Source organism: Pseudomonas oryziphila, from assembly GCF_003940825.1.
In the GTDB taxonomy this organism is placed as follows: Bacteria; Pseudomonadota; Gammaproteobacteria; order Pseudomonadales; family Pseudomonadaceae; genus Aquipseudomonas; species Aquipseudomonas sichuanensis.
The window spans coordinates 3,256,215-3,274,594 of record NZ_CP034338.1; the positions used below are offsets into that span (position 1 = coordinate 3,256,215).

The window sequence follows — 18,380 nt, forward strand, 5'->3', positions numbered from 1 at the left end:
TTGAGACCCGCGAACCGTCCCGGAGCACGTCATGGCCAAGCCCCTGCAGGAGTACCAGCGCAAGCGCGACTTCGACGCCACACCCGAGCCAGCGGGCCAACGCGCCCGCCCCCGCCCGGCCCATGCGCTGCAGTACTGCATCCAGAAGCACGACGCCAGCCACCTGCACTACGACTTCCGCCTGGAGCTCGACGGCACCCTCAAGAGCTGGGCGATCCCCAAGGGGCCCTCCCTCGACCCCAAGGTCCGGCGCTTGGCGGTGCATGTGGAGGATCACCCGCTGGACTACGCCGATTTCGAAGGACGCATCCCCGAAGGGCACTACGGCGCGGGCGACGTGATTGTCTGGGACCGAGGTGTCTGGCAACCCGAAGGCGACCCGCGCGAAGCCTATGCCAAGGGCAAGCTGCGCTTTCGCCTGCAGGGCGAGAAGCTGTCGGGGGTGTGGAATCTGTTCCGCGCCCACCTGGCCGGCAAGAAAGAACAGTGGATGCTGGTCAAGTCCCATGACGGGCAGGCGCGCAGCGAAACCGACTACAGCATCGTCGAAGCCATGCCAGACAGCGTACTGAGCGAGCGCACCCTGCCGCCGCGGCGCCCCGCCAAGGCGAGCACCTCTACACGCAAGCCCAAGGCCGGCCGCAAAGCCCTGCCGAACGTGCTGCAGCCGCAACTGGCTACCTTGGTCGATTCCCCACCCAGCGGCGACTGGCACTATGAAGTCAAGTTCGATGGCTACCGGATTCTGGCGCGCATCGACGGTGACGACGTACGCCTGTTCACCCGCAATGGCCACGACTGGAGCACCAAGATGCCCCGTCAGATCGAGGCACTCCGCGCCCTGGGGCTCGACGCAGCATGGCTGGACGGCGAGATGGTAGTGGTCGGCGACAACGGTGCGGCCGACTTCCAGGCCCTGCAGAACGCATTCGACACCGAGCACGACGAACGCATCACCTATTACCTGTTCGACTTGCCCTGGCTGGGAAGCGAAGACCTGCGCGACTTACCGCTACAGGCGCGACGCGCCACCCTGGCCAAGCTGCTGGAAGGCAATGCTTCGCCGCTGCTGAGGTATTCCGCCGATTTCAAGGAATCTGTCGACTCGCTGCTCGACAGCGCTTGCCGGCTGGAACTCGAGGGGCTGATTGGCAAGCGTGCCGACAGCCCTTATGGGTGTCGGCGCAGCAGTGACTGGATCAAACTCAAGTGCAAGCAGCGCCAGGAGTTCGTGATCGTCGGCTACACCGACCCCAAGGGCAGCCGCCACGGCTTCGGCGCCCTGCTGCTGGCCCTGCACGATCACGACAGCGGCCAGTTGCGCTACGCCGGCAAGGTCGGCACCGGCTTCAGCGCCGCCACCCTGGACAGCATCCTCGCCCGGCTGAAACCGCTGCAGACCGCCAAACCACCCCTGCCCAACCCTCCCACTGGCGCCGAAACCCGCGCCGTGCATTGGCTCAAGCCACAGCTGCTGGCCGAAGTCGCCTATGCCCAGATGACCCGCGAAGGCATCGTGCGTCACGCGGTGTTCCACGGCCTGCGCGACGACAAACCCGCCACCGCCATCGACCTGGAGCAGGCCATGCCCGCCAAGCGCGCAGCACAAACTAAACCCGAGGCTCTGGGTACCCTGCGCCTGACCCACTCCGACCGCGTGGTCGACGCAACCACCGGCGCCACCAAGCGCCAGGTCGCACAGTACTACGCCCAGGTCGCCGACTGGCTGCTGCCACAGCTGAAGGATCGGCCTGTAGCCCTGGTTCGGGCACCGGATGGCCTGGCCGGCGAGCTGTTCTTCCAGAAAAACCCCGGCCAGCTGCATATCCCCCACGTGCTCAGCTACAGCAAGGCCCAGGCCGGCCAGACGGCCATGGTGCTCAACCGCGCCGACAGCCTGTTGGGCGCGGTGCAGATGAACACGCTGGAACTGCACACCTGGAATGCCACCACCAAGGACTTCGACAAGCCCGACCGCTTCGTCCTCGACCTGGACCCTGATCCCGCGCTGCCCTGGAAAGCCATGCTGGAGGCCACCCAGCTGACCCTTACCCTGCTCGATGAGCTGGGCCTTAAGGTCTTTCTCAAGACCAGCGGCGGCAAGGGCATGCACCTCGTCGTGCCACTGACCCGGCGCGCGGGGTGGGACGAGGTGAAGGACTTCAGCCATGCCCTGGTCGAACACATGGCCGGGCTGTTCCCCGATCGCCTCAGCGCGGTGTCCGGCCCGAAGAACCGGATCGGACGGATATTCATCGACTACCTGCGCAACGGCAAGGGTGCCACCACCGTCGCCGCCTACTCGCTGCGGGCCCGCGAGGGCCTGCCGGTATCGGTGCCGATCTGGCGCGAAGAGCTGAGCCAGCTCAAGGGCGCCAACCAATGGCACATCGGCAACCTGCAGGCACGGCTTGCCGAGGTGGACGATCCGTGGGCCGAAATGGCCAGGACTCGTCAGTCGATTACCGTACGTATGCGCAAGCAACTGGGGATCGACTGATGGAACGATGGCCGAACCTGCGTGACGGGAAGAAGAACACCCAAGGAGCGCCGAGCCCATGAGCAACATCCAGGACTTCGACCTGAGCAACCTCGATCACCTGTTGCGCCGTTTCAGTGGGCGACCGCGGGCCACTGACCTCGATACCCTGCTGCTGGAGCTACTGCATGCGCTGCAAGCCGATCACCTCGACCTGCTCCCCCTGCCGGGCCAAGGGCGGACTCTCGACCGCTGGCGGGCTCTGGCACGGGTCGCCGGTTGCGATCTCAGCCTGGCCAAGCTTTATGAGGGCCATACCGACGCCTTGGCGATTCTCGCCGAGTGCGGTGCCGCTCATCATGCCGGCAAAGGGATCTGGGGCGTGTGGGCTGCGGAGCCACCGGATGCCCGCACCCACATCGTCGCCCAGGACGGCGAGCGGGTTCGCCTGCGAGGCCGCAAAGCCTGGTGTTCGGGGGCGTTGCAGATCGACCGCGCGCTCGTGACCGCCTGGGAAGGCGACCAGCCGCAGTTGGTGGCCATCGAACTGTCCCATCCCAGCCAGCGTATCGAGGTCGATAACTGGCAGGCCGTTGGCATGGCCAGCACCACCAGTGTCACCCTCGAGTTCGACAATTCGCCGGGGCTGGCCATCGGCACGCCCGGCCAATACCTGGCCCGCCCGGGATTCTGGCAGGGCGGCGCGGGCATCGCCGCCTGTTGGTATGGCGCAGCGCAAGCCCTGGCGCAATACCTGCGCGAACACTGTCGCAAGCCCCGGCCCGACCCACACGCCGATGCCCACCTGGGCGCGGTCGATGCTGCGTTGTTCGGGGCCCGCGCCGCCCTGCGCGAATGCGCCGCCTGGATCGACCAGCACCCTCGGGACGACGCCAGCTTGCAAGTGCGCCGCACCCGCGCCCAGGTCGAGCAAGCGGTCGAGCAGGTCATCCGGCATGTCGGCCGTGCGCTCGGCGCCACACCGTTCTGTCGCAGCAGCCATTTCGCCCGGCTCAGTGCCGACCTGCCGGTATACCTGCGCCAAAGCCACGCAGAGCGCGACCTGGCCGAGCTGGGCCAGCAACTGACCGGCTCGCCGGCAAGCGTATGGCAACTATGAGCCAGAACCTGATACAGACCGCCACCGGCACGCCATGGAGCGCCTGGCAGCAGTCCACTCAGCTCGCCCGCGCAACCTGGCTGAAGCCCGACCGGCTATGCCCGCCCGGCAGAAGGCTGGTGCTGCTGGCGCCGCATCCGGACGACGAGATCCTCATGGCCGGCGGCCTGTTGGCCAGCTTCCAAGGCCGTGAACAGGACGTGCTGCTGATTTCTGCCAGCAATGGCGAGGGCAGCCATCCGCATTCCTCGCAGTGGACCGAGCGTCGCCTGCGTCATCAGCGTCCGCTGGAAAGCCGGCATGCCTTGCAGCTGCTGGGCCTGGACCTCAACCGCCTCGATTGGCGACGGCTCAACCTCAAAGATGGCGCCCTGCCCCATGATGAAGCCTTCCTGGTCACCCACCTGGCGCAATTGCTCCAGCCCGACGACCTGCTGCTGACCACCTGGCGCGGCGACGGGCACTGCGATCATGAGGCGGCAGGACGTGCCTGTGTCCGGGCGGCCCAAGCGCGCCGTGTGCAACTGGCCGAGGTACCGGTGTGGGCCTGGCATTGGGCCGCACCCGACGATCCGCGCCTGCCCTGGCCCCAAGCACACCGCCTGCAGCTCGACGAAGCGCGCCTGGCGCGCAAACGCGAGGCCTTGGCCGCCCATGCCAGCCAGTTGCAACCCGATGGCGATCATCCGCCGGTAGTGCCCGAGCAGCTGCAAGCCTGCCTGCTGCAACCCTTCGAACTGGTCTTCCTGTCAATGGAGTCGCCATGAGCCTCGACGCACAGTACTTCGCTGACTTGTATGCCGACAGCGATGACCCGTGGGCCTTTCGTACCCGCTGGTACGAACGCCGCAAGCGCGACCTGGCCTTGGCCTGCCTGCCGCGGCAATGCTATGAACGCGTATTCGAGCCGGCCTGCGCCAACGGCGAGCTGAGCGTCCTGCTGGCCGAGCGCTGTGCCGACCTGCTGTGCCAGGACCTCGACGCAACGGCCGTGGCCTTGGCCCGCCAGCGTCTTGCGGGCGTAGGCCACGCCCGCGTCGAACAGGGTCACCTGCCAGGCGACTGGCCGGGTGGTCAGTTCGACCTGATCGTGCTCAGCGAGATCGGCTACTACCTTGGCCCCACCGACTGGCTGCAGGTGATCGAACAATCGGTGGCCAGCCTGGCCCATGACGGCGGTCTGCTGGCCTGTCACTGGCGTCATCCCATCGCCGGCTGCCCGCAGGATGGCCGCGAGGTGCATGCCCTGCTGGCCAGGCACCTGCCGCTTTACCCGCTGCTGCGCCACGAGGAGGCTGACTTCCTGCTCGAATACTGGTCGTGTCAGCCCAGCGTCGTGAGCCTCGACGAGACCTGCCCATGATCGCCGTCATCATTCCTGCCCACAACGAAGCCCGTCGCCTTGGGCACTGCCTGGCCGCCGTCAAACGGGCGGTGGTGCAGGCCGAGGCGGCGGGCCTGGAGGTGGAGGTGCTGGTAGTGCTCGATCGCTGCGTCGACGCCAGTGCGCGCATCGCCCGTCACCATGGGGTGCATACCCTGGCGTTGGAGGCCGGCAACGTCGGCATCGCCCGGCGCCTGGGCGCGGCATGGATGATCGAGCGCGGCGCCCAGTGGCTGGCCTTCACCGATGCCGACAGCCGTGTGCCAGGGCACTGGCTGGTGTCACAGCTGCAATGGCATGCGGATGCGGTATGCGGCACGGTGCATATCGAGCGCTGGCAGCCCTGGCAGAATACCGCTTTGCGCCAGCTCTACCTCAGCCGTTACCAGGCCCGGGATGGGCACCGGCATATCCACGGCGCCAACCTGGGGGTATGCGCCAAGGCCTATGAACGCGTCGGCGGTTTCCAGCCCTTGCCGGCCCACGAGGATGTGCAGCTGGTGCTGGCCCTCGAGGCCAGCGGTGCGCAGATCGTCTGGACAGCGGCGCATAGCGTGGCCACCAGCAGCCGGCGGGACAGCCGCGCACGCCAGGGCTTCGGTGATTACCTGAGGGGACTGGAAGGCCAGCTACCGTAGCGATTGTGCAATTGGCTATGACGCTTTGCGCGGTCGCTTGGCCGCCGGTTTCTTCGCCTTGGTCTTGCCGCCGAGGCTGCGCTTGAGCAGCTCGGTGAGGTCGATGATGTCCGCCCCCTTCTCGGCCGTCGTGCCCTCGCCTTTGTCCACGGTCGCGATCTTGCCCTTGCTGGCCTTCTCCTCCACCAGGTCGAGGATGGTCTGGCGAAACGCATCATGGTATTCGTCAGGCGTCCAGGCTCCGCTCATGTCTTCCACCAGGCGCCGGGCCATGTCCAGCTCACGCTTGTCGACCTTGCTTTGGGTCACGCTGTTGTCCAGCTCCAGCGTCTGGAGCCCACGCACCTCCTCGGGCCAGCGCAGGGTGATCAACACCAGTGCATCTTCCAGCGGGCGCAGCAGCGCCAGGTGCTGGCGGGTGTGCAGCACCACGGTGGCCAGGGCCACCTTGCCGGTGCTGTGCAGGGTCTCGCGCAGCAAGGCATAGACCTTGCCGCCACGGCGGTCGGGGCTCAGGTAGTAAGGCGTGTCGAACTGCTGCAGCGGGATGTCGCTGGCGTCGACGAACGAAAAGATATCGATGGTCTGGGTCGCCTCGGGCCTGGCCTTGCGAATTTCCTCCTCGCTGATCACCACGTAGCGGCCCTTTTCGTACTCCACGCCCTTGACGATGTTGTCTTTGTCGATGTCCTTGCCGGTGATCTTGTTCACCCGCTTGTAGCCGACCGGCTCCATGCTGCGCTTGTCCAGCCAGTCGAAATCCACACGCTCGCTGCGCACGGCGGTGTTGAGCGAGACGGGGATGTGCACGAGGCCAAAGCTGATCGCGCCTTTCCAAATTGCCCGGGCCATGGTCGGCTCCTACGTATCGAAGGGTTGACCGGTCTGGCTGTAGCGCAACGCGCCACAGCGATCGCAACACTGGCAGTGAAGCCCGGCGACTTCACACGCCAGCAGGCTGCGCCACTGGCAGCCACGCAGCAGGCAGACAAGTTTCATCAGCCACCTCCCTGGCCCTGGGACGTCCAGGCCCTTATTGAAACTGACTGCACGGCGCCGCGAAGGTTTATCCGGATTACTCAGGGCAACGAGTTGCCACCGGTCACGCCGAACACTTCGCCGGTGATCTAACTCGACTCTTGGGTGACCAGCAGTTCCACCGGTAACCGGCAAGGCTTGACTCTACCGTTAGGGGCAGACTTTACCCTTGGCACTTCATTGTCTGGAGTTCGTCATGAAGAGCAAACGCATGCTCGTAATCCTCGGCCACCCTTCGAACGACAGCTTTTGCGGAGCGGTGACCGAACGTTATGTCGAGGCCGCCACGCAAGCAGGCCATGAGGTACGTCTGCTGCGCCTGGACACCCTGGAGTTCGATCCGGTCTTGCACGATGGCTATAACCAGATCCAGTTGCTTGAGCCCGATTTGATCGACGCACAAAACGACATTACCTGGGCCGAACACCTGACATTGGTGTACCCGATCTGGTGGGGCGGCATTCCGGCGTTGCTCAAGGGGTTCTTCGACCGCGTGTTTCTGCCCGGTTTTGCCTTCAAGTACCGCAAGGGCTCGCCCTTCCCGGACAAGCTGCTCAAGGGCCGCACGGCTCACCTTCTGGTGACCATGGACACGCCGCCGTGGTACTACCGCTGGGTGTATCGCATGCCGGGCCTGCACCAAATGCGCAAGACCACCCTGGAGTTCTGCGGCATAAAACCGCTGAAAACCTTGACCTTCGGTCCGGTACTGGGCTCCAAGCCGGAACAGCGCGAAGCCTGGCTCAAGCAAGTCCAGGCGGTCGCCAGCCGCTGATCGCCCCCGGTTGGGCCGTGCCCCTGCGCTGCCCAGCCAAGTCTCCCTCCTGTGACACCTTGTCCAACCACGCTTCCCGCCCCCTGACGCTTGTGCAAAGATGTCGCGCGCCTGTACGAGCGCACGACATCTTTTCGCTTCTGATGCGTCAAAAAAGGGACTTTCATGTACATCGGCAAAGCCGCCCAGCTGTCGGGCACCACCGTCAAAAGCATTCGACATTACGAAGAAATCGGCCTGTTGCCGCCCCCGCAACGCGAAGGCAAATACCGCATCTACAGCCAGCAAAGCGTCGAGCTGCTGACCTTCATCAAATGCGCCCAGCAACTCGGTTTCAAACTCAAGGAAATGCAGGCCATTCTGCAGGATCATCGCGGCCAGGAGCTGCCCTGGGATCTGGCCATGCAGGCCATCGATAACAAAAAGCAGGAATTGATGGGGCAGATCCAGGCCTTGCAGCAAGTGCATGACGGCCTGGTCGAGTTTGAGCTGAGCCTCAAGGATGCGCAGATGCAATGCCAGTTCGAGCACCTGGAAAAAGCCCGCTGAATCCGCACCGCCGCCCCTGAACGGCCATGGCGCCCCGTGCCCTTTGCAGCACGCAGGCGCCCCGGCGATTTAGCCTGGCACGCCCTCAGCCGTACACCGTCACCGACGTGGTCAGCAACGTCAGCATGCCGAGGATGCCCAGGCGGACTGACTTGAGCCAGAACATCATCATCAAGGTCACCGCCAGCAACGCCAGCGAGAAGCTCAACACCTGACCCTGGGTGATTTCCTGCAACACTCCGGTCCAGATGTACGGCGTGCCGGCATGGGTGACTTGCAGGTTGGCCGGTTTGTTGATGAGCAGCCAGGCGTCCAGTTTGTCGAGCATCGCCTGGTAATCGCCCGCCACGGAGGACGTCATGGTGAACAACGTCACCGCCTTCGATTAATCGGCATTGAGCACGTTCTGCAAGTCGGTGCCACCACCGTTCTCGAACATCATGATGTGTTGTTCGATAAGTGAATTTTCGACAAACCGGGTGGCGTCGCCGAACACCGCTACTGCGTGATCCAGCACGCTGGTTTTCGGCAAGGTGCAACCGTACTGACGGCCCAGTTGGAAGCTCAGGTCGACGATGTCCAGCGAGTCGGCGCTGAGGTCGTCAACGATACTGCTGTGCTCTGCCACGTCGCCCATTTCCATCACCAACAACTGCGCAAGGATCTCCCGTGTACTGTTGATAACGCTGTCCAATTCCAATGGATTGTTCATTGACTGTTTCCCTACAAAAGCCGCATTGAATGAATGAAGTCATCGGGCCAGAAAAGCTGTTTTCAGGCCAGATCTGTCGAGGGCCGGGAGTCTAAAGTCTCCCCTTAAGGGGAGAGTCAACTTGCCATCATTGCTTTTAAGAGAAATCCCGACGAGCCCTTAAACCCTTGGTTTAAGCACTTCAATGGTGTTTGCACAGGAAGTGTAAATTGACAAAATCAATGGCTTGAAACAGCACGGTAGTTCCAGATTGGGCGCCCGAAAAAAGTGCACATCGAGAGCGCTAACACTTACTTGGCGTGAGAAGAGATCCAGCACTACCACTGGGCAACGCCATATGCTGACCCGTACCGATTCGCCGATCGCCTGATCGTCCGCAATGCAACTCATTGCTCAAGCGGGCAGCACAACACCGCGCGCCTCGAAATATCGGTTCAATGTGGACGCATCCGCCTCAGGATCAGCCAGCGCGACATAGGTGTCAGGCCGCAACAGATAAGCAGCATTTCTGGCAACGCCGGCTTTCTCGTACGCCGGCCCCCAAGGGAAAACATGCAATGCAATGCCGTGCTGCGCGCACCATTGGGCCAGGTCTGCCTTGGCCTCACCGTAAACATGCACTTGCCACTCGATGGCTGCCAACGAATCGTAGTTGTCCGCCGTGCCCCCAGGCAGCCAAGGCAGGCGATCACCCCCCTGGACCTCGCCTGCCTTGCCTTGGCTCAGCGGGCTGTCGCGGTAATCAAGGGTGGTTTGCGAAACCACGCGGAACAGGTACTCACGCACGCTCGCACGCTTGTACGCAACGCTGGCGAAGATCGGTGCGATGCGCGTGCGCACAAAGTCAGCCAACCCGCCCTGGGCGGTAACGAAGGTGAACAGCTTGTCAGTGGTCTCTACCAGCGTGCGGGCAAATGCCTGGCGTTCGATCTGGTAGCTGTCGAGCAAGGTCTCGGGCGCCTTGCCTTTGACCACCGCAGACAACTTCCACGCCAGGTTGATCGCGTCCAGAATGCCGGTGTTCATGCCCTGCCCGCCTGCCGGGCTGTGGACATGCGCGGCATCGCCGAGCAGAAACGCTCTGCCCCGGCGGAAATGGTCCGTGACACGATGATGAACGCGGTAGCTGGAAAACCAGTTCACTTCGCTGATCTTGAGGTTCAAGCCGTTGATGGCATCGTGGCCAACGTCCGCGAACGTCAGTTGCTCGGGATGCTCGGCACGCTCGTCTCGCACGGTGCCAATCAGGCGGTATTGGTCCTTTTCGCCATAGCACAGGAGCAGCACAAAGTCGGACTGGTCAAAAGCGATGTGCGCCTCACCCGCAGGCTCGATGCCCGTTACCCTGACATCCGCGACATAGAAAAGCTGCTTATAAGTGCCGCCCTCGAAAGCGCTGCCGATCTGATGTCGAACGAGCGACCGAGCGCCGTCGCAGCCCGCCAGGTAAGCCGCGGTCAGGACCACTTCCTGCCCATCGGCCTGTTTCAGCATGGCCGTGACGTGGCTTTCACCCTCTTCGAAGCGCAGCAGTTCGGTCTGCCAGTGCACGTCCACGCCGAGGGCATGGAGTTGCTGCACCAGCAGGCGCTCATGGCGATCCTGGGGATAGATCAACACGAAGGGGTATGCAGAAACCGCTCTGCCGGCATCGACCAAGGGAATGCGCGCTCTGTGGCTGCCTCGGGCCCACATGTTCATGGCAGGTGTTTTATAGCCGGCATCTATCACTGCATCGGCTATATCGAGCTGGCGATAGAGCTCTAGCGTGCGGGCTTGAACAGCCATGGCACGAGAAGCCTCGCCGGGCCCACTGTTCTTGTCGACGATCGTTACGCCGACGCCTTGCCTGGTGAGCCAAAGAGCAAGCACCAGCCCGGTCGGGCCGGCCCCAACAATAAGAACGTCGGTTTGCGCCGCCATGATCTCACCTCGAAAATAAATGGCCACTGCGTCATGAATGTTCCCGAGCGCAGCCAAAGTCCATCCGCAATTTTCTATTGATACTCCGAATACCTCTCGGTAGAGTCCTTCCTCCCTCCTTTGCGGCTACCTCTGCCGTGCACCGCCCAGGCGTTGACTCGCGAAGCGGTCATACAGGTTGCCGACACTTATACGGGCGCTGTCGACGAGCGCGCCTCATTTCCGCTATCAAGTGTTAAGGCTGATTCCATGATCATTCGTCAGGCTACCCATGCCGACCATCCACAACTGCTCAACCTCTGGCTACGCTCTGTCCGCGCCACTCATCACTTCCTGCAAGCGTCCGATATCGAGGCATTGCTACCTCAGCTTCGGGATGTCTACCTGCCCGCTGTTGAATTATGGGTCGCTGTAAATGCCGAGGACTATCCGCTGGGCTTTATCGGGCTCAATGAAAACCACGTAGAGATGCTCTTCATCGAACCCGATCTGCGCGGGACAGGTATTGGCCGCGCGCTGCTGGATCATGCCCGCAGTTCGCGCAATCAGCTGAGTGTTGACGTGAACGAGCAGAACCCCGAAGCGGTAGGGTTCTATTTGCATTACGGGTTTGCGCAAACAGGTCGTTCGCCGCTGGATGGCGAGGGGCGCCCCTTCCCTTTGCTGCACATGAGCCTGCATCACTAGCGCAATAATCCCATCGACCCCAAATGCCTGTTGACTAAACACAGTCGCCTTGCGCACTATCCCGATGCACCTCTTGGCAACGGATCAACCATGATTCCCAACACTGACCACATGCTGACTGCCATGGGCCTCTACGCCCAGGCATGCGCATGCGTGTCCGTTGCCAAGAAATCCAAGAAACAGTCGCTCATTTGACCGGGGCGCTGTCCCGTCAGATGAGCTGACAGGACAGATAGCGCCAGGTCTTCCCCGCTTGATTCCCATCCCCTCCTCTGACGTCGACTAATCGGTCTGCCTGAGGAGTAATGCATGTCTAATTTGCGCGGTATCTGGGTTGCACTGGTCACACCTTTCCGTTCGGGGCAGGTCGATTTCGACGCCCTTCAAGGCTTGGCCAAGAAGCTCCTCAATGAAGGTGTGAGAGGCCTGGTGGTATGCGGTACCACGGGTGAAGCTGCGGCGATGAGCAAGGATGAACAGCTCGAGACGCTGGATGCCGTGCTTGAAGTCGCCCAGCGAGGCCAAGTGATCATGGGGCTCTCGGGCAACAACCTGCAGGAAGTCCTGGCGTTCCAGCAGAAAATCCAGCGCCGCGACATCGCTGGCGTGCTTGTCCCCGCGCCCTACTACATCCGCCCTTCACAACAAGGCATCGAATCCTTCTTCCAGGCCGTGGCTGATGCATCGTCAGTGCCCGTAGTGGTCTACGACATTCCGTATCGGACAGGTGTGAGGATCGAGCGCGAGACACTCCGACGGATCGTGCGTCACTCGAACATTGCCGCGGTGAAAGACTGCGGTGGCGATATCGAAACAACGATGGCACTGATCAACGACGGCCATGTTCAAGTGTTAACTGGAGAGGATATCCAGATATTCACCAATCTCGCCCTGGGAGGTGCCGGCGCCATCTCGGCATCAGCTCACATCCATGCTGATCTCTACGTGCAACTGGTGCGCCACATGGACGAAGGCGACGTTGGTGCAGCTCGCTCGGTCTTCTATCGGCTTCTGCCCTGGATTCAATCGGCATTTGCGGAACCGAACCCCGCCATGGTGAAGGCAGCACTTTCTGTTCAAGGGCTCATCGCCAATGAACTTCGTGAGCCCATGCAACCCTGCAGCACACTGGCCATGGAACGGCTCCGGTCAGTCCTGCCGTCGATAACGCTATAAGCGAACTCGGACGGTGGCTTTCGCCGAGCCACCTCCAGGTACCCGCATTACCATGAGCGATGGAGACGGTCGCAACTGGTCGCGTAAACCGAGCATTCGCAACGCGTATGCGGCTGCTCGGTTGCAATGCCAACAAACGCCTGCGATCAAAACCCGACAGTGGCCGAAACCAGATACGTCCGTGGCGTAGACAAGCTCAACCCCGGCTCACTGTCATCGGACGCCCCCGCCGAAATCCAATACTGGTCATCCAACACGTTCTCGACACTGGCACGCAGGGTGACGTCCTTGTCCGAGACCTTGAAGGCATAACGCGCACCCAGGTCGAAGCGCTCCCAGCCATCGATCTTCTTGCTGTTGGCCTGGTCCAGGTACTGCGAGCTGGAATGAATGCCTCGCGTGGTCAGGGTCAGCCCCGGCACCTTCGGCACATCCCATTCAGCACCCAGGCTGACGTTGTATTCGGGCGTGGCCGGGGCGCGGTTGCCGTCGGCAATGCCGCCCACGGTGCCGGTCAGCTCGCTGTCGATGAACATAACCCCACCGAGCAGGCGCACGCCTTTGAGCGGCTCGCCGAACACATTCAACTCGATACCCTTGTTCTCACGCTTGCCGTTAGGCCCGAACACCCGCGTGGCGGCATTGGTTTCGTAGGCTGGTTGCTTGATGCGAAAGGCGCTGGCGGTCAGCCCGAAGGTGCCCAGGTCGTACTTGGCGCCCACCTCGACCTGGCGGCTGATGAAGGGTGCGAAGATCTGGTCGGAGTTGATCGAGGTCGATGGCGCGATCTTGCCCTGGCTCAAGCCCTCCATGTAGCTGGCGTAGAGCGAGAACTGCTCACTGACCTTGAACACCACGCCACCCGAGGGCGAGACTTTTTCCTCGTCGTAGGCGGTGACGCCTTTGACGTCGTTGCTCCAGTCGTCGACCTTGACCCGTTGCCAGCGTGCACCCAGGGTCAGCAGCAGGCGGTCGTCGAAAAAGCCCAGGGTATCGGCCAGCGCCACGCCGGTGAAACGGTTCTCGGTGTACACCTCGGCATCCTGGCGCGTTGGCCTGCCGGGCGTGGGGGTGGCTACCGGGTTGTACAGATTGCTGGGCGCTGCCGCGTAGCGCGCCCCGCCGTTGGTGAAGTCCATGTAGAAGTAACTCGCCGACAGGTTCAGCTCATGGCTGACCGGGCCGGTGGTGAACCAGTTACGCAGCCCGGCCATGGCCGTGCGCACCGACTCGTCGCGGGTAAAGTCCCGGGGCAAGACGCTGAAGTCGCCGGCGTCGTTGCTGACCGGCACGTTGTGGCGCAGAAAATCATGGTTGCTCTCGCGTGCACCGAACGCGGCATAGGCCATCAGCGAATCGCTCAGGTCGTACTCGGCGTTCACCGCGCCGAAGGTGTCCTCGGTGCGTGCCTTGCTCCAGGCCTGGGCATAGTTACGGCGCACATCCTTGGCGTCTGGCACCTTGGCGTTTGCGCCGATCAGCACCCGCTCCTGGGGGGCATCGGTGTCGCGCTGGGTGTGGCCGATGTCGGTGGACAGGCGCAGCCGCTCACCGCGAAAATCCAGGCCCAGCACGGCCATTTCGCGCTTGACGCTCTGGTGATCCCAGTTGGTGTCGCCGGCCTGCTTCACCGCGTTGAAACGCAGGCCGAACTGGTCGCCCTCACCAAAGCGCCGGCCAACATCCACGGCACCGCCCACCTGGCTGTCGGAGGCATAGCTACCGGTGAACTCGGTCAGCGGCTTGTCGCCCGCGCGCTTGGGCACCACGTTGATACCGCCACCCACGCTGCCACGCGGTGAGATGCCGTTAATCAGCTGGCTCGGCCCTTTGAGGATATCGACGCGGTCGGCCATTTCCATGTCGATGGAATAGGTCGGCAACACGCCATACAGCCCGTTATAGGACACATCGCTGTTGAACAGGCTCAGGCCACGGATGGTGAACTGCTCGAAGCGCCCGCCTGCCGGGTTGGTGGCGCGCACCGAAGGGTCGCTGGCAACCAGGTCATTCAGGGTTCGCGCCTGCAGGTTCTTCACCGTCTGGCTGGTGTAGGTGGTCATGCTGAACGGCGCTTCCATGAAGTCACGCGAACCGAGCAGGCCTAGCGCGCCACGGCGAGCGACCTGGCCACCGGCATACGGCTCGCCATCGTCCCCCAGGTGCCCGCTGTTGATGGTGGTTGGCGCAATTTCCAGGGCGCTGGAGCCCTGGCTTTCCGGCGCCAGGATGTAGGCGTCGGCGCCTGCCGACTGCAGGCGCAAACCGCTGCCCTGCAGCAGGCGGGCAAAGCCTTCCTCGACACTGTAGGTGCCCGACAGCCCGGCACTGTCGCGGCCATTCACCAAGGCAGGGCTCACCGACAGGTTGACGCCCGACTGCGTGGCGAAACGCGTCAACGTGCTGCCCAGGCTACCGGCCGCGACTGCATAGCTGCGCCGAGCGGCGTCATCGGCCCAACTGACAGGGGTAAAAAGCGTGGTGGCGCTCAGGCTCAGCACCAGGCCTACACGCTGCAAAGACTGACGGCCTGAACGGCAAGGCATTACTACGGACATTGGGGCAAGCTCTCGTTTTCAGTTCACTTGCCTGGAATGACCGGTGAGGTGAAAAAAAGGGACATGCCTCACACCTGATTATTGCGCGGCACCAGGGTGACCCAATACCGCGTGCGCGAATGCACCTCCAGCGGCAGGCTCGCCGCCAACAGCGACAGCACGCGGTCGGTGTCGTCGAGGCGGAAGCTACCCATTACCCGCAGGTTTTCCAGCACCGGGTCCCAGCGCAACAACCCCGGGCGAAAGCGCCGCAGCTCGCGCAGGAAATCGCCCAGCGGTTGGTTCTGGGCGATCAGAACGCCCTCTCGCCACCCCGGCAGCGAAGCGTCGAAGCTGCCGACCTGGCCTGCGCCGCCAACCTTCAAACGGACCTGCTCACCTTCGCGCAAGAGCAGCGCAGGGCCGTGCAACGGTTGCAGTTGCACCGCACCGCTGGCCACTGCGATCTGGCAGTCACTGTCATTGAGCCGCACACAAACTTCACTGCGGCTGACAATCACCCGACCGTAAGGCAGGTGCAGGGTCAGCCCTGCGCTGCCAGCCACCTTGAGCGCCATCTCGCCGCGCACCAGGGTCAGCTCACGCTTGCCCAGGTCGACATTGACCGCGCTGTCGGTATTCAACTGCAGCAGGCTGCCGTCGGCCAGTTGCAGTTTTTTCTGCTCGCCGATGGCGGTGTACACATCGGCCATCCACACCTGCACCGGCAACTGCCGCCCGATCAGCCAGGTAGCTGGCAACAGTGCGGTAATGCCCAATGCGCACTTGATGGCGGTGCGCCGCGCCAGGTCCGGACGATCCAGCGAGGCCATCGCCAAGGTTGGCGGCAGCCCGGAAAAGCGCTGGCGCAGCAGCTGCGCCTTCTGCCAGGTGGCTTCATGGCTGATGCTGCTGTTGCGCCAGTGTTCAAGGCGGGCATGGTCTTGTTCAGTGGCCGTGCCTGACTCCAGCAACGCCAGCCACCGAGCCGCCGCGCGTGCCACCTCGATTGCCTCGCCGCTGGACGCCGCACGCATCACAGGTCCACCAGCAGGCAATGCTCGTAGGCCTGCGCCATGTAGCGTTTTACCGTGCGCTCCGACACCTCCAGGCGCTCGGCGATCTCGCGATAGCCCAGGCCGTGCAACTGGCTCCACAGGAATGCCCGGCGTACCAGACGAGGCAACCCGTCCAGCAGCTCATCCAGTGCCTGCAGCGTTTCCAACAGCAGCCAGCGCTGCTCTGGCGACGGCACACACGCTTCCGGCAGCTGCGCCAACGCCTCCAGATAGGCCTGTTCCAGGCTGCGGCGGCTGTAGAAATTGCTCAACAGGCGCTTGCCCACGGTCAGCAGGTAGGCACGTGGCTCACGCAGTTCCTCGAGCTTCTGCGCGCTGGACAGTACCCGCAGGAAGGTGTCCTGGCTCAGGTCGGCGGCATCCCAGCTATTGCCGACACGGCGGCGCAACCAGTGCTCCAGCCAGCTGCGATGGTCGCGGTACAGGGCACTCAGGCGGTGATCGGGTGGCGTAGCGGCTTCAACCATGTCGTGAGGCTCTGCACATCAGTTAATGCGATTGATTCTATTTAATAACAACGTCCCATTCCAGATTTATATCCGAGGACATCTCGCAGGGATTGCTTTGCCGCGCACTAAACCGGTAACTCGGTCGTCAGCTTGACCTTCTCCATGGGCACTTCGGTCTTGACGTTCTGCACCACATCCAGGCTGGTCAGATGGGCCACCTGGAACCGCCGGTAGGCTTCCAGGTCCGCCGCCACCACCCGTAGCAACAGGTCGCAGTCGCCCGCCATCACATGGCACTCCACCACCTCGGGCAGCTGGCGCACCGCGTTGATGAAGGTATCGGTGGTTTCCTGGTCCTGGCGCTTGAGCCACACCCGCACGAACAGGGTCAGGCCCAATGCCACCTTGGCCGGGTCCACCAGCGCCACGTAGCGCTCGATTACCCCCGCGTCCTCCAGCAGCCGTACCCTTCGCAGGCACGGCGACGGGGACAACCCCACTTGCTTGGCCAGCTCCTGGTTCTGCAGGCGCCCGTCCCGCTGCAGGGCACGCAGTATACGGCGGTCGATGGCATCAAGCTTGATTGGCATTGAAAACCTCAAATCGAGTGTTGTTGGTAGCAGATGCCAAATCCTCAGCGAGGTATTGCAATTACGCAAGCCTATTTCAACCTTACATTGGAATAATTCTCCTCCACTGGAGGTGACCATGAATACCCTTGAACCCACCCTGAACGATCCCACCGCCCCCGACAGCGAACTGCGGCGTGGCGCCGTGGCCGCCCTGCCGATGCTGCTGGGTTTCATCCCATTCGCCCTGGTACTCGGTGCGCAGGCGTCGCAACACCAGCTCAATGCTGGTGAGGTTGCGTTGATGACCGGCCTGAACTTCGGTGGTGGTTCGGAGTTCGCCGCCATCGAACTGTGGACCTCGCCCCCGGCGATACTGGTGATCGTCGCCATGACCCTGCTGGTCAACAGCCGCCACCTGCTGATGGGCGCTACCCTGGCGCCCTACCTGCGCCACCTGCCCCTGAAGCAAGCGCTTGGCGCCGTGTTTTTCATGTGTGACGAGAGCTGGGCCATGGGCTTGGCCGATGCCCGTCGGCGCAATGGCTTCAGCCTGCGCTACTACATGGGCGTGTCGCTGTGCCTGTGGGCCACCTGGGTAACCTTCACTACCCTGGGGGCGCTGGTCGGGCCGCTGCTGGGCGACCTGCGCAGCTATGGCTTCGACATGGCTTTCGCCGCCGTTTTCCTGGTACTGCTCAAGGGCATGTGGAAAGGCGTGCACGCCGCCCTGCCCTGGCTGTTCAGCCTGGTAACCGCCGCGCTGTTCCACCTGTTGATCCCCGGCGGCTGGTACGTCCTCGCGGGCACCGTGGCAGGCCTGGTCAGCGCCTACCTGTGGGCCAAGCCATGATCGACATCACTACCCTGGCCACGATCCTCGGCATGGCCCTGGTCACTTACCTGACACGCGCACTGGGCTTTTTGCTGTTGCGCAATCGCGTCATGGGGCCGCAATTCACTCAAGTGCTCAGCGCCGCACCTGGCTGTGTGCTGATCGCGGTGATCGCGCCCAAATTCGTCAGCGGCGACCCCGCCGACTCGATCGCACTGGCCCTGACCCTGTTGGCCGCCACGCGTTACTCGATCCTGCCGGTGGTGCTGTTCGCCATCGTTGTCACCGGTGCGTTGCGTGCGGTGCTGCATTGATCCCGGCAGCGGTAAGAGCGTGGTGGCCTGGCGCACTCGCAGTACTCTGTTGACGCTGGGGGTTGGGATGGGGGTGTTGTGGGCGCTGAAATATTGGGGGATGTGACAGGAGTTGG

Annotated in this window: 18 protein-coding genes and 2 pseudogenes; 11 read left to right on the plus strand and 9 right to left on the minus strand. The window is 62.9% G+C overall.

What is annotated here, in order from left to right:
- Window positions 1–31 precede the first annotated feature (31 nt).
- From ligD to EJA05_RS15165, 5 genes are read left to right on the plus strand one after another with little or no spacing between them, the layout of a single operon-like run.
- Window positions 32–2,500 (plus strand): DNA ligase D, encoded by a 2,469-nt coding sequence (ligD, locus tag EJA05_RS15145; protein ID WP_125858867.1) that lies wholly within the window; start codon window positions 32–34, stop codon window positions 2,498–2,500.
- 58 nt (window positions 2,501–2,558) lie between these two features.
- On the plus strand, window positions 2,559–3,599 hold the full coding sequence (locus tag EJA05_RS15150) for an acyl-CoA dehydrogenase family protein (RefSeq protein WP_125858868.1): 1,041 nt from the start codon (window positions 2,559–2,561) through the stop codon (window positions 3,597–3,599).
- The gene (locus EJA05_RS15155; RefSeq protein ID WP_125861326.1) at window positions 3,596–4,366 is read left to right on the plus strand and encodes a PIG-L deacetylase family protein; all 771 of its coding nucleotides are present in this window, start codon (window positions 3,596–3,598) and stop codon (window positions 4,364–4,366) included. Before EJA05_RS15150 ends, EJA05_RS15155 begins: the two co-directional genes overlap by 4 nt.
- Complete coding sequence (locus tag EJA05_RS15160; RefSeq protein WP_125858869.1) at window positions 4,363–4,962, plus strand: class I SAM-dependent methyltransferase; 600 nt, start codon at window positions 4,363–4,365, stop codon at window positions 4,960–4,962. The genes EJA05_RS15155 and EJA05_RS15160 overlap by 4 nt, the downstream gene beginning before the upstream one ends.
- Complete coding sequence (locus EJA05_RS15165) at window positions 4,959–5,621, plus strand: glycosyltransferase (RefSeq protein ID WP_125858870.1); 663 nt, start codon at window positions 4,959–4,961, stop codon at window positions 5,619–5,621. Before EJA05_RS15160 ends, EJA05_RS15165 begins: the two co-directional genes overlap by 4 nt.
- A gap of 15 nt (window positions 5,622–5,636) precedes the next feature.
- Here the strand turns inward: EJA05_RS15165 and ku are convergent, their stop codons facing one another.
- Together ku and EJA05_RS28245 are read right to left on the minus strand one after the other, a co-directional pair.
- Complete coding sequence (gene ku, locus EJA05_RS15170) at window positions 5,637–6,473, minus strand: non-homologous end joining protein Ku (protein WP_125858871.1); 837 nt, start codon at window positions 6,471–6,473, stop codon at window positions 5,637–5,639.
- Window positions 6,474–6,482: 9 nt separating this feature from the next.
- Entirely contained in the window at window positions 6,483–6,620 is a 138-nt protein-coding gene (locus EJA05_RS28245) for a PSPA7_2676 family Cys-rich small protein (RefSeq protein ID WP_190305985.1), read from the minus strand.
- Window positions 6,621–6,855: 235 nt separating this feature from the next.
- Between EJA05_RS28245 and EJA05_RS15175 the strand changes: the two genes are divergently transcribed.
- Both EJA05_RS15175 and EJA05_RS15180 read left to right on the plus strand, forming a co-directional pair.
- Window positions 6,856–7,434, plus strand: coding sequence for an NAD(P)H-dependent oxidoreductase (locus EJA05_RS15175; RefSeq protein WP_125858872.1), 579 nt, complete (start codon window positions 6,856–6,858; stop codon window positions 7,432–7,434).
- Between the two features lie 165 nt (window positions 7,435–7,599).
- Window positions 7,600–7,983, plus strand: a complete 384-nt coding sequence (locus EJA05_RS15180) for a MerR family transcriptional regulator (RefSeq protein WP_003253954.1) — start codon at window positions 7,600–7,602, stop codon at window positions 7,981–7,983.
- An 88-nt stretch (window positions 7,984–8,071) separates the two neighbouring features.
- Here the strand turns inward: EJA05_RS15180 and EJA05_RS15185 are convergent.
- The 3 genes and pseudogenes from EJA05_RS15185 to EJA05_RS15190 all read right to left on the minus strand — a co-directional run.
- A pseudogene (locus tag EJA05_RS15185) lies at window positions 8,072–8,449 on the minus strand (transporter); the annotation flags it as partial.
- A pseudogene (locus tag EJA05_RS28250) lies at window positions 8,432–8,695 on the minus strand (acyl carrier protein); the annotation flags it as partial. The pseudogenes EJA05_RS28250 and EJA05_RS15185, both read right to left, overlap by 18 nt.
- 393 nt (window positions 8,696–9,088) lie before the next feature.
- Entirely contained in the window at window positions 9,089–10,618 is a 1,530-nt protein-coding gene (locus EJA05_RS15190; protein ID WP_125858873.1) for an FAD-dependent oxidoreductase, read from the minus strand.
- A gap of 249 nt (window positions 10,619–10,867) precedes the next feature.
- On the opposite strand from EJA05_RS15190, the gene EJA05_RS15195 reads away from it, so the two are divergent.
- A complete protein-coding gene (locus tag EJA05_RS15195; RefSeq protein ID WP_125464328.1) occupies window positions 10,868–11,305 on the plus strand; it encodes an acetyltransferase in 438 nt (145 codons plus the stop codon).
- Between the two features lie 309 nt (window positions 11,306–11,614).
- The gene (gene dapA, locus EJA05_RS15200; RefSeq protein WP_125858874.1) at window positions 11,615–12,481 is read left to right on the plus strand and encodes a 4-hydroxy-tetrahydrodipicolinate synthase; all 867 of its coding nucleotides are present in this window, start codon (window positions 11,615–11,617) and stop codon (window positions 12,479–12,481) included.
- A gap of 146 nt (window positions 12,482–12,627) precedes the next feature.
- Here the strand turns inward: dapA and EJA05_RS15205 are convergent, their stop codons facing one another.
- The 4 genes from EJA05_RS15205 to EJA05_RS15220 form a co-directional block, all read right to left on the minus strand.
- Window positions 12,628–15,039 carry a TonB-dependent receptor gene (locus EJA05_RS15205; RefSeq protein WP_125858875.1) on the minus strand — a complete coding sequence of 804 codons (2,412 nt, stop codon included), beginning with the start codon at window positions 15,037–15,039 and terminating at the stop codon, window positions 12,628–12,630.
- Between the two features lie 68 nt (window positions 15,040–15,107).
- A complete protein-coding gene (locus tag EJA05_RS15210) occupies window positions 15,108–16,055 on the minus strand; it encodes a FecR domain-containing protein (protein WP_125858876.1) in 948 nt (315 codons plus the stop codon).
- The gene (locus EJA05_RS15215) at window positions 16,055–16,564 is read right to left on the minus strand and encodes a sigma-70 family RNA polymerase sigma factor (protein WP_125858877.1); all 510 of its coding nucleotides are present in this window, start codon (window positions 16,562–16,564) and stop codon (window positions 16,055–16,057) included. Before EJA05_RS15215 ends, EJA05_RS15210 begins: the two co-directional genes overlap by 1 nt.
- Before the next feature lie 107 nt (window positions 16,565–16,671).
- Entirely contained in the window at window positions 16,672–17,136 is a 465-nt protein-coding gene (locus tag EJA05_RS15220) for an Lrp/AsnC family transcriptional regulator (protein ID WP_125858878.1), read from the minus strand.
- A 118-nt stretch (window positions 17,137–17,254) separates the two neighbouring features.
- On the opposite strand from EJA05_RS15220, the gene EJA05_RS15225 reads away from it, so the two are divergent.
- Window positions 17,255–17,968: an AzlC family ABC transporter permease gene (locus EJA05_RS15225; RefSeq protein ID WP_125858879.1), complete on the plus strand. Its 714-nt coding sequence runs from the start codon at window positions 17,255–17,257 to the stop codon at window positions 17,966–17,968.
- A complete protein-coding gene (locus EJA05_RS15230; RefSeq protein WP_125858880.1) occupies window positions 17,965–18,264 on the plus strand; it encodes an AzlD family protein in 300 nt (99 codons plus the stop codon). The genes EJA05_RS15225 and EJA05_RS15230 overlap by 4 nt, the downstream gene beginning before the upstream one ends.
- The last annotated feature ends 116 nt before the right edge of the window (window positions 18,265–18,380 follow it).

Excerpts from the sequence above, each read along its gene's own strand:
- ligD (WP_125858867.1), top strand. The coding sequence starts at position 32 with ATGGCCAAGCCCCTGCAGGAGTACCAGCGCAAGCGCGACTTCGACGCC.
- EJA05_RS15150 (WP_125858868.1), top strand. The coding sequence starts at position 2,559 with ATGAGCAACATCCAGGACTTCGACCTGAGCAACCTCGATCACCTGTTG.
- EJA05_RS15155 (WP_125861326.1), top strand. The coding sequence starts at position 3,596 with ATGAGCCAGAACCTGATACAGACCGCCACCGGCACGCCATGGAGCGCC.
- EJA05_RS15160 (WP_125858869.1), top strand. The coding sequence starts at position 4,363 with ATGAGCCTCGACGCACAGTACTTCGCTGACTTGTATGCCGACAGCGAT.
- EJA05_RS15165 (WP_125858870.1), top strand. The coding sequence starts at position 4,959 with ATGATCGCCGTCATCATTCCTGCCCACAACGAAGCCCGTCGCCTTGGG.
- ku (WP_125858871.1), bottom strand. The coding sequence starts at position 6,473 with ATGGCCCGGGCAATTTGGAAAGGCGCGATCAGCTTTGGCCTCGTGCAC.
- EJA05_RS28245 (WP_190305985.1), bottom strand. The coding sequence starts at position 6,620 with ATGAAACTTGTCTGCCTGCTGCGTGGCTGCCAGTGGCGCAGCCTGCTG.
- EJA05_RS15175 (WP_125858872.1), top strand. The coding sequence starts at position 6,856 with ATGAAGAGCAAACGCATGCTCGTAATCCTCGGCCACCCTTCGAACGAC.
- EJA05_RS15180 (WP_003253954.1), top strand. The coding sequence starts at position 7,600 with ATGTACATCGGCAAAGCCGCCCAGCTGTCGGGCACCACCGTCAAAAGC.
- EJA05_RS15190 (WP_125858873.1), bottom strand. The coding sequence starts at position 10,618 with ATGGCGGCGCAAACCGACGTTCTTATTGTTGGGGCCGGCCCGACCGGG.
- EJA05_RS15195 (WP_125464328.1), top strand. The coding sequence starts at position 10,868 with ATGATCATTCGTCAGGCTACCCATGCCGACCATCCACAACTGCTCAAC.
- dapA (WP_125858874.1), top strand. The coding sequence starts at position 11,615 with ATGTCTAATTTGCGCGGTATCTGGGTTGCACTGGTCACACCTTTCCGT.
- EJA05_RS15205 (WP_125858875.1), bottom strand. The coding sequence starts at position 15,039 with ATGTCCGTAGTAATGCCTTGCCGTTCAGGCCGTCAGTCTTTGCAGCGT.
- EJA05_RS15210 (WP_125858876.1), bottom strand. The coding sequence starts at position 16,055 with ATGCGTGCGGCGTCCAGCGGCGAGGCAATCGAGGTGGCACGCGCGGCG.
- EJA05_RS15215 (WP_125858877.1), bottom strand. The coding sequence starts at position 16,564 with ATGGTTGAAGCCGCTACGCCACCCGATCACCGCCTGAGTGCCCTGTAC.
- EJA05_RS15220 (WP_125858878.1), bottom strand. The coding sequence starts at position 17,136 with ATGCCAATCAAGCTTGATGCCATCGACCGCCGTATACTGCGTGCCCTG.
- EJA05_RS15225 (WP_125858879.1), top strand. The coding sequence starts at position 17,255 with ATGAATACCCTTGAACCCACCCTGAACGATCCCACCGCCCCCGACAGC.
- EJA05_RS15230 (WP_125858880.1), top strand. The coding sequence starts at position 17,965 with ATGATCGACATCACTACCCTGGCCACGATCCTCGGCATGGCCCTGGTC.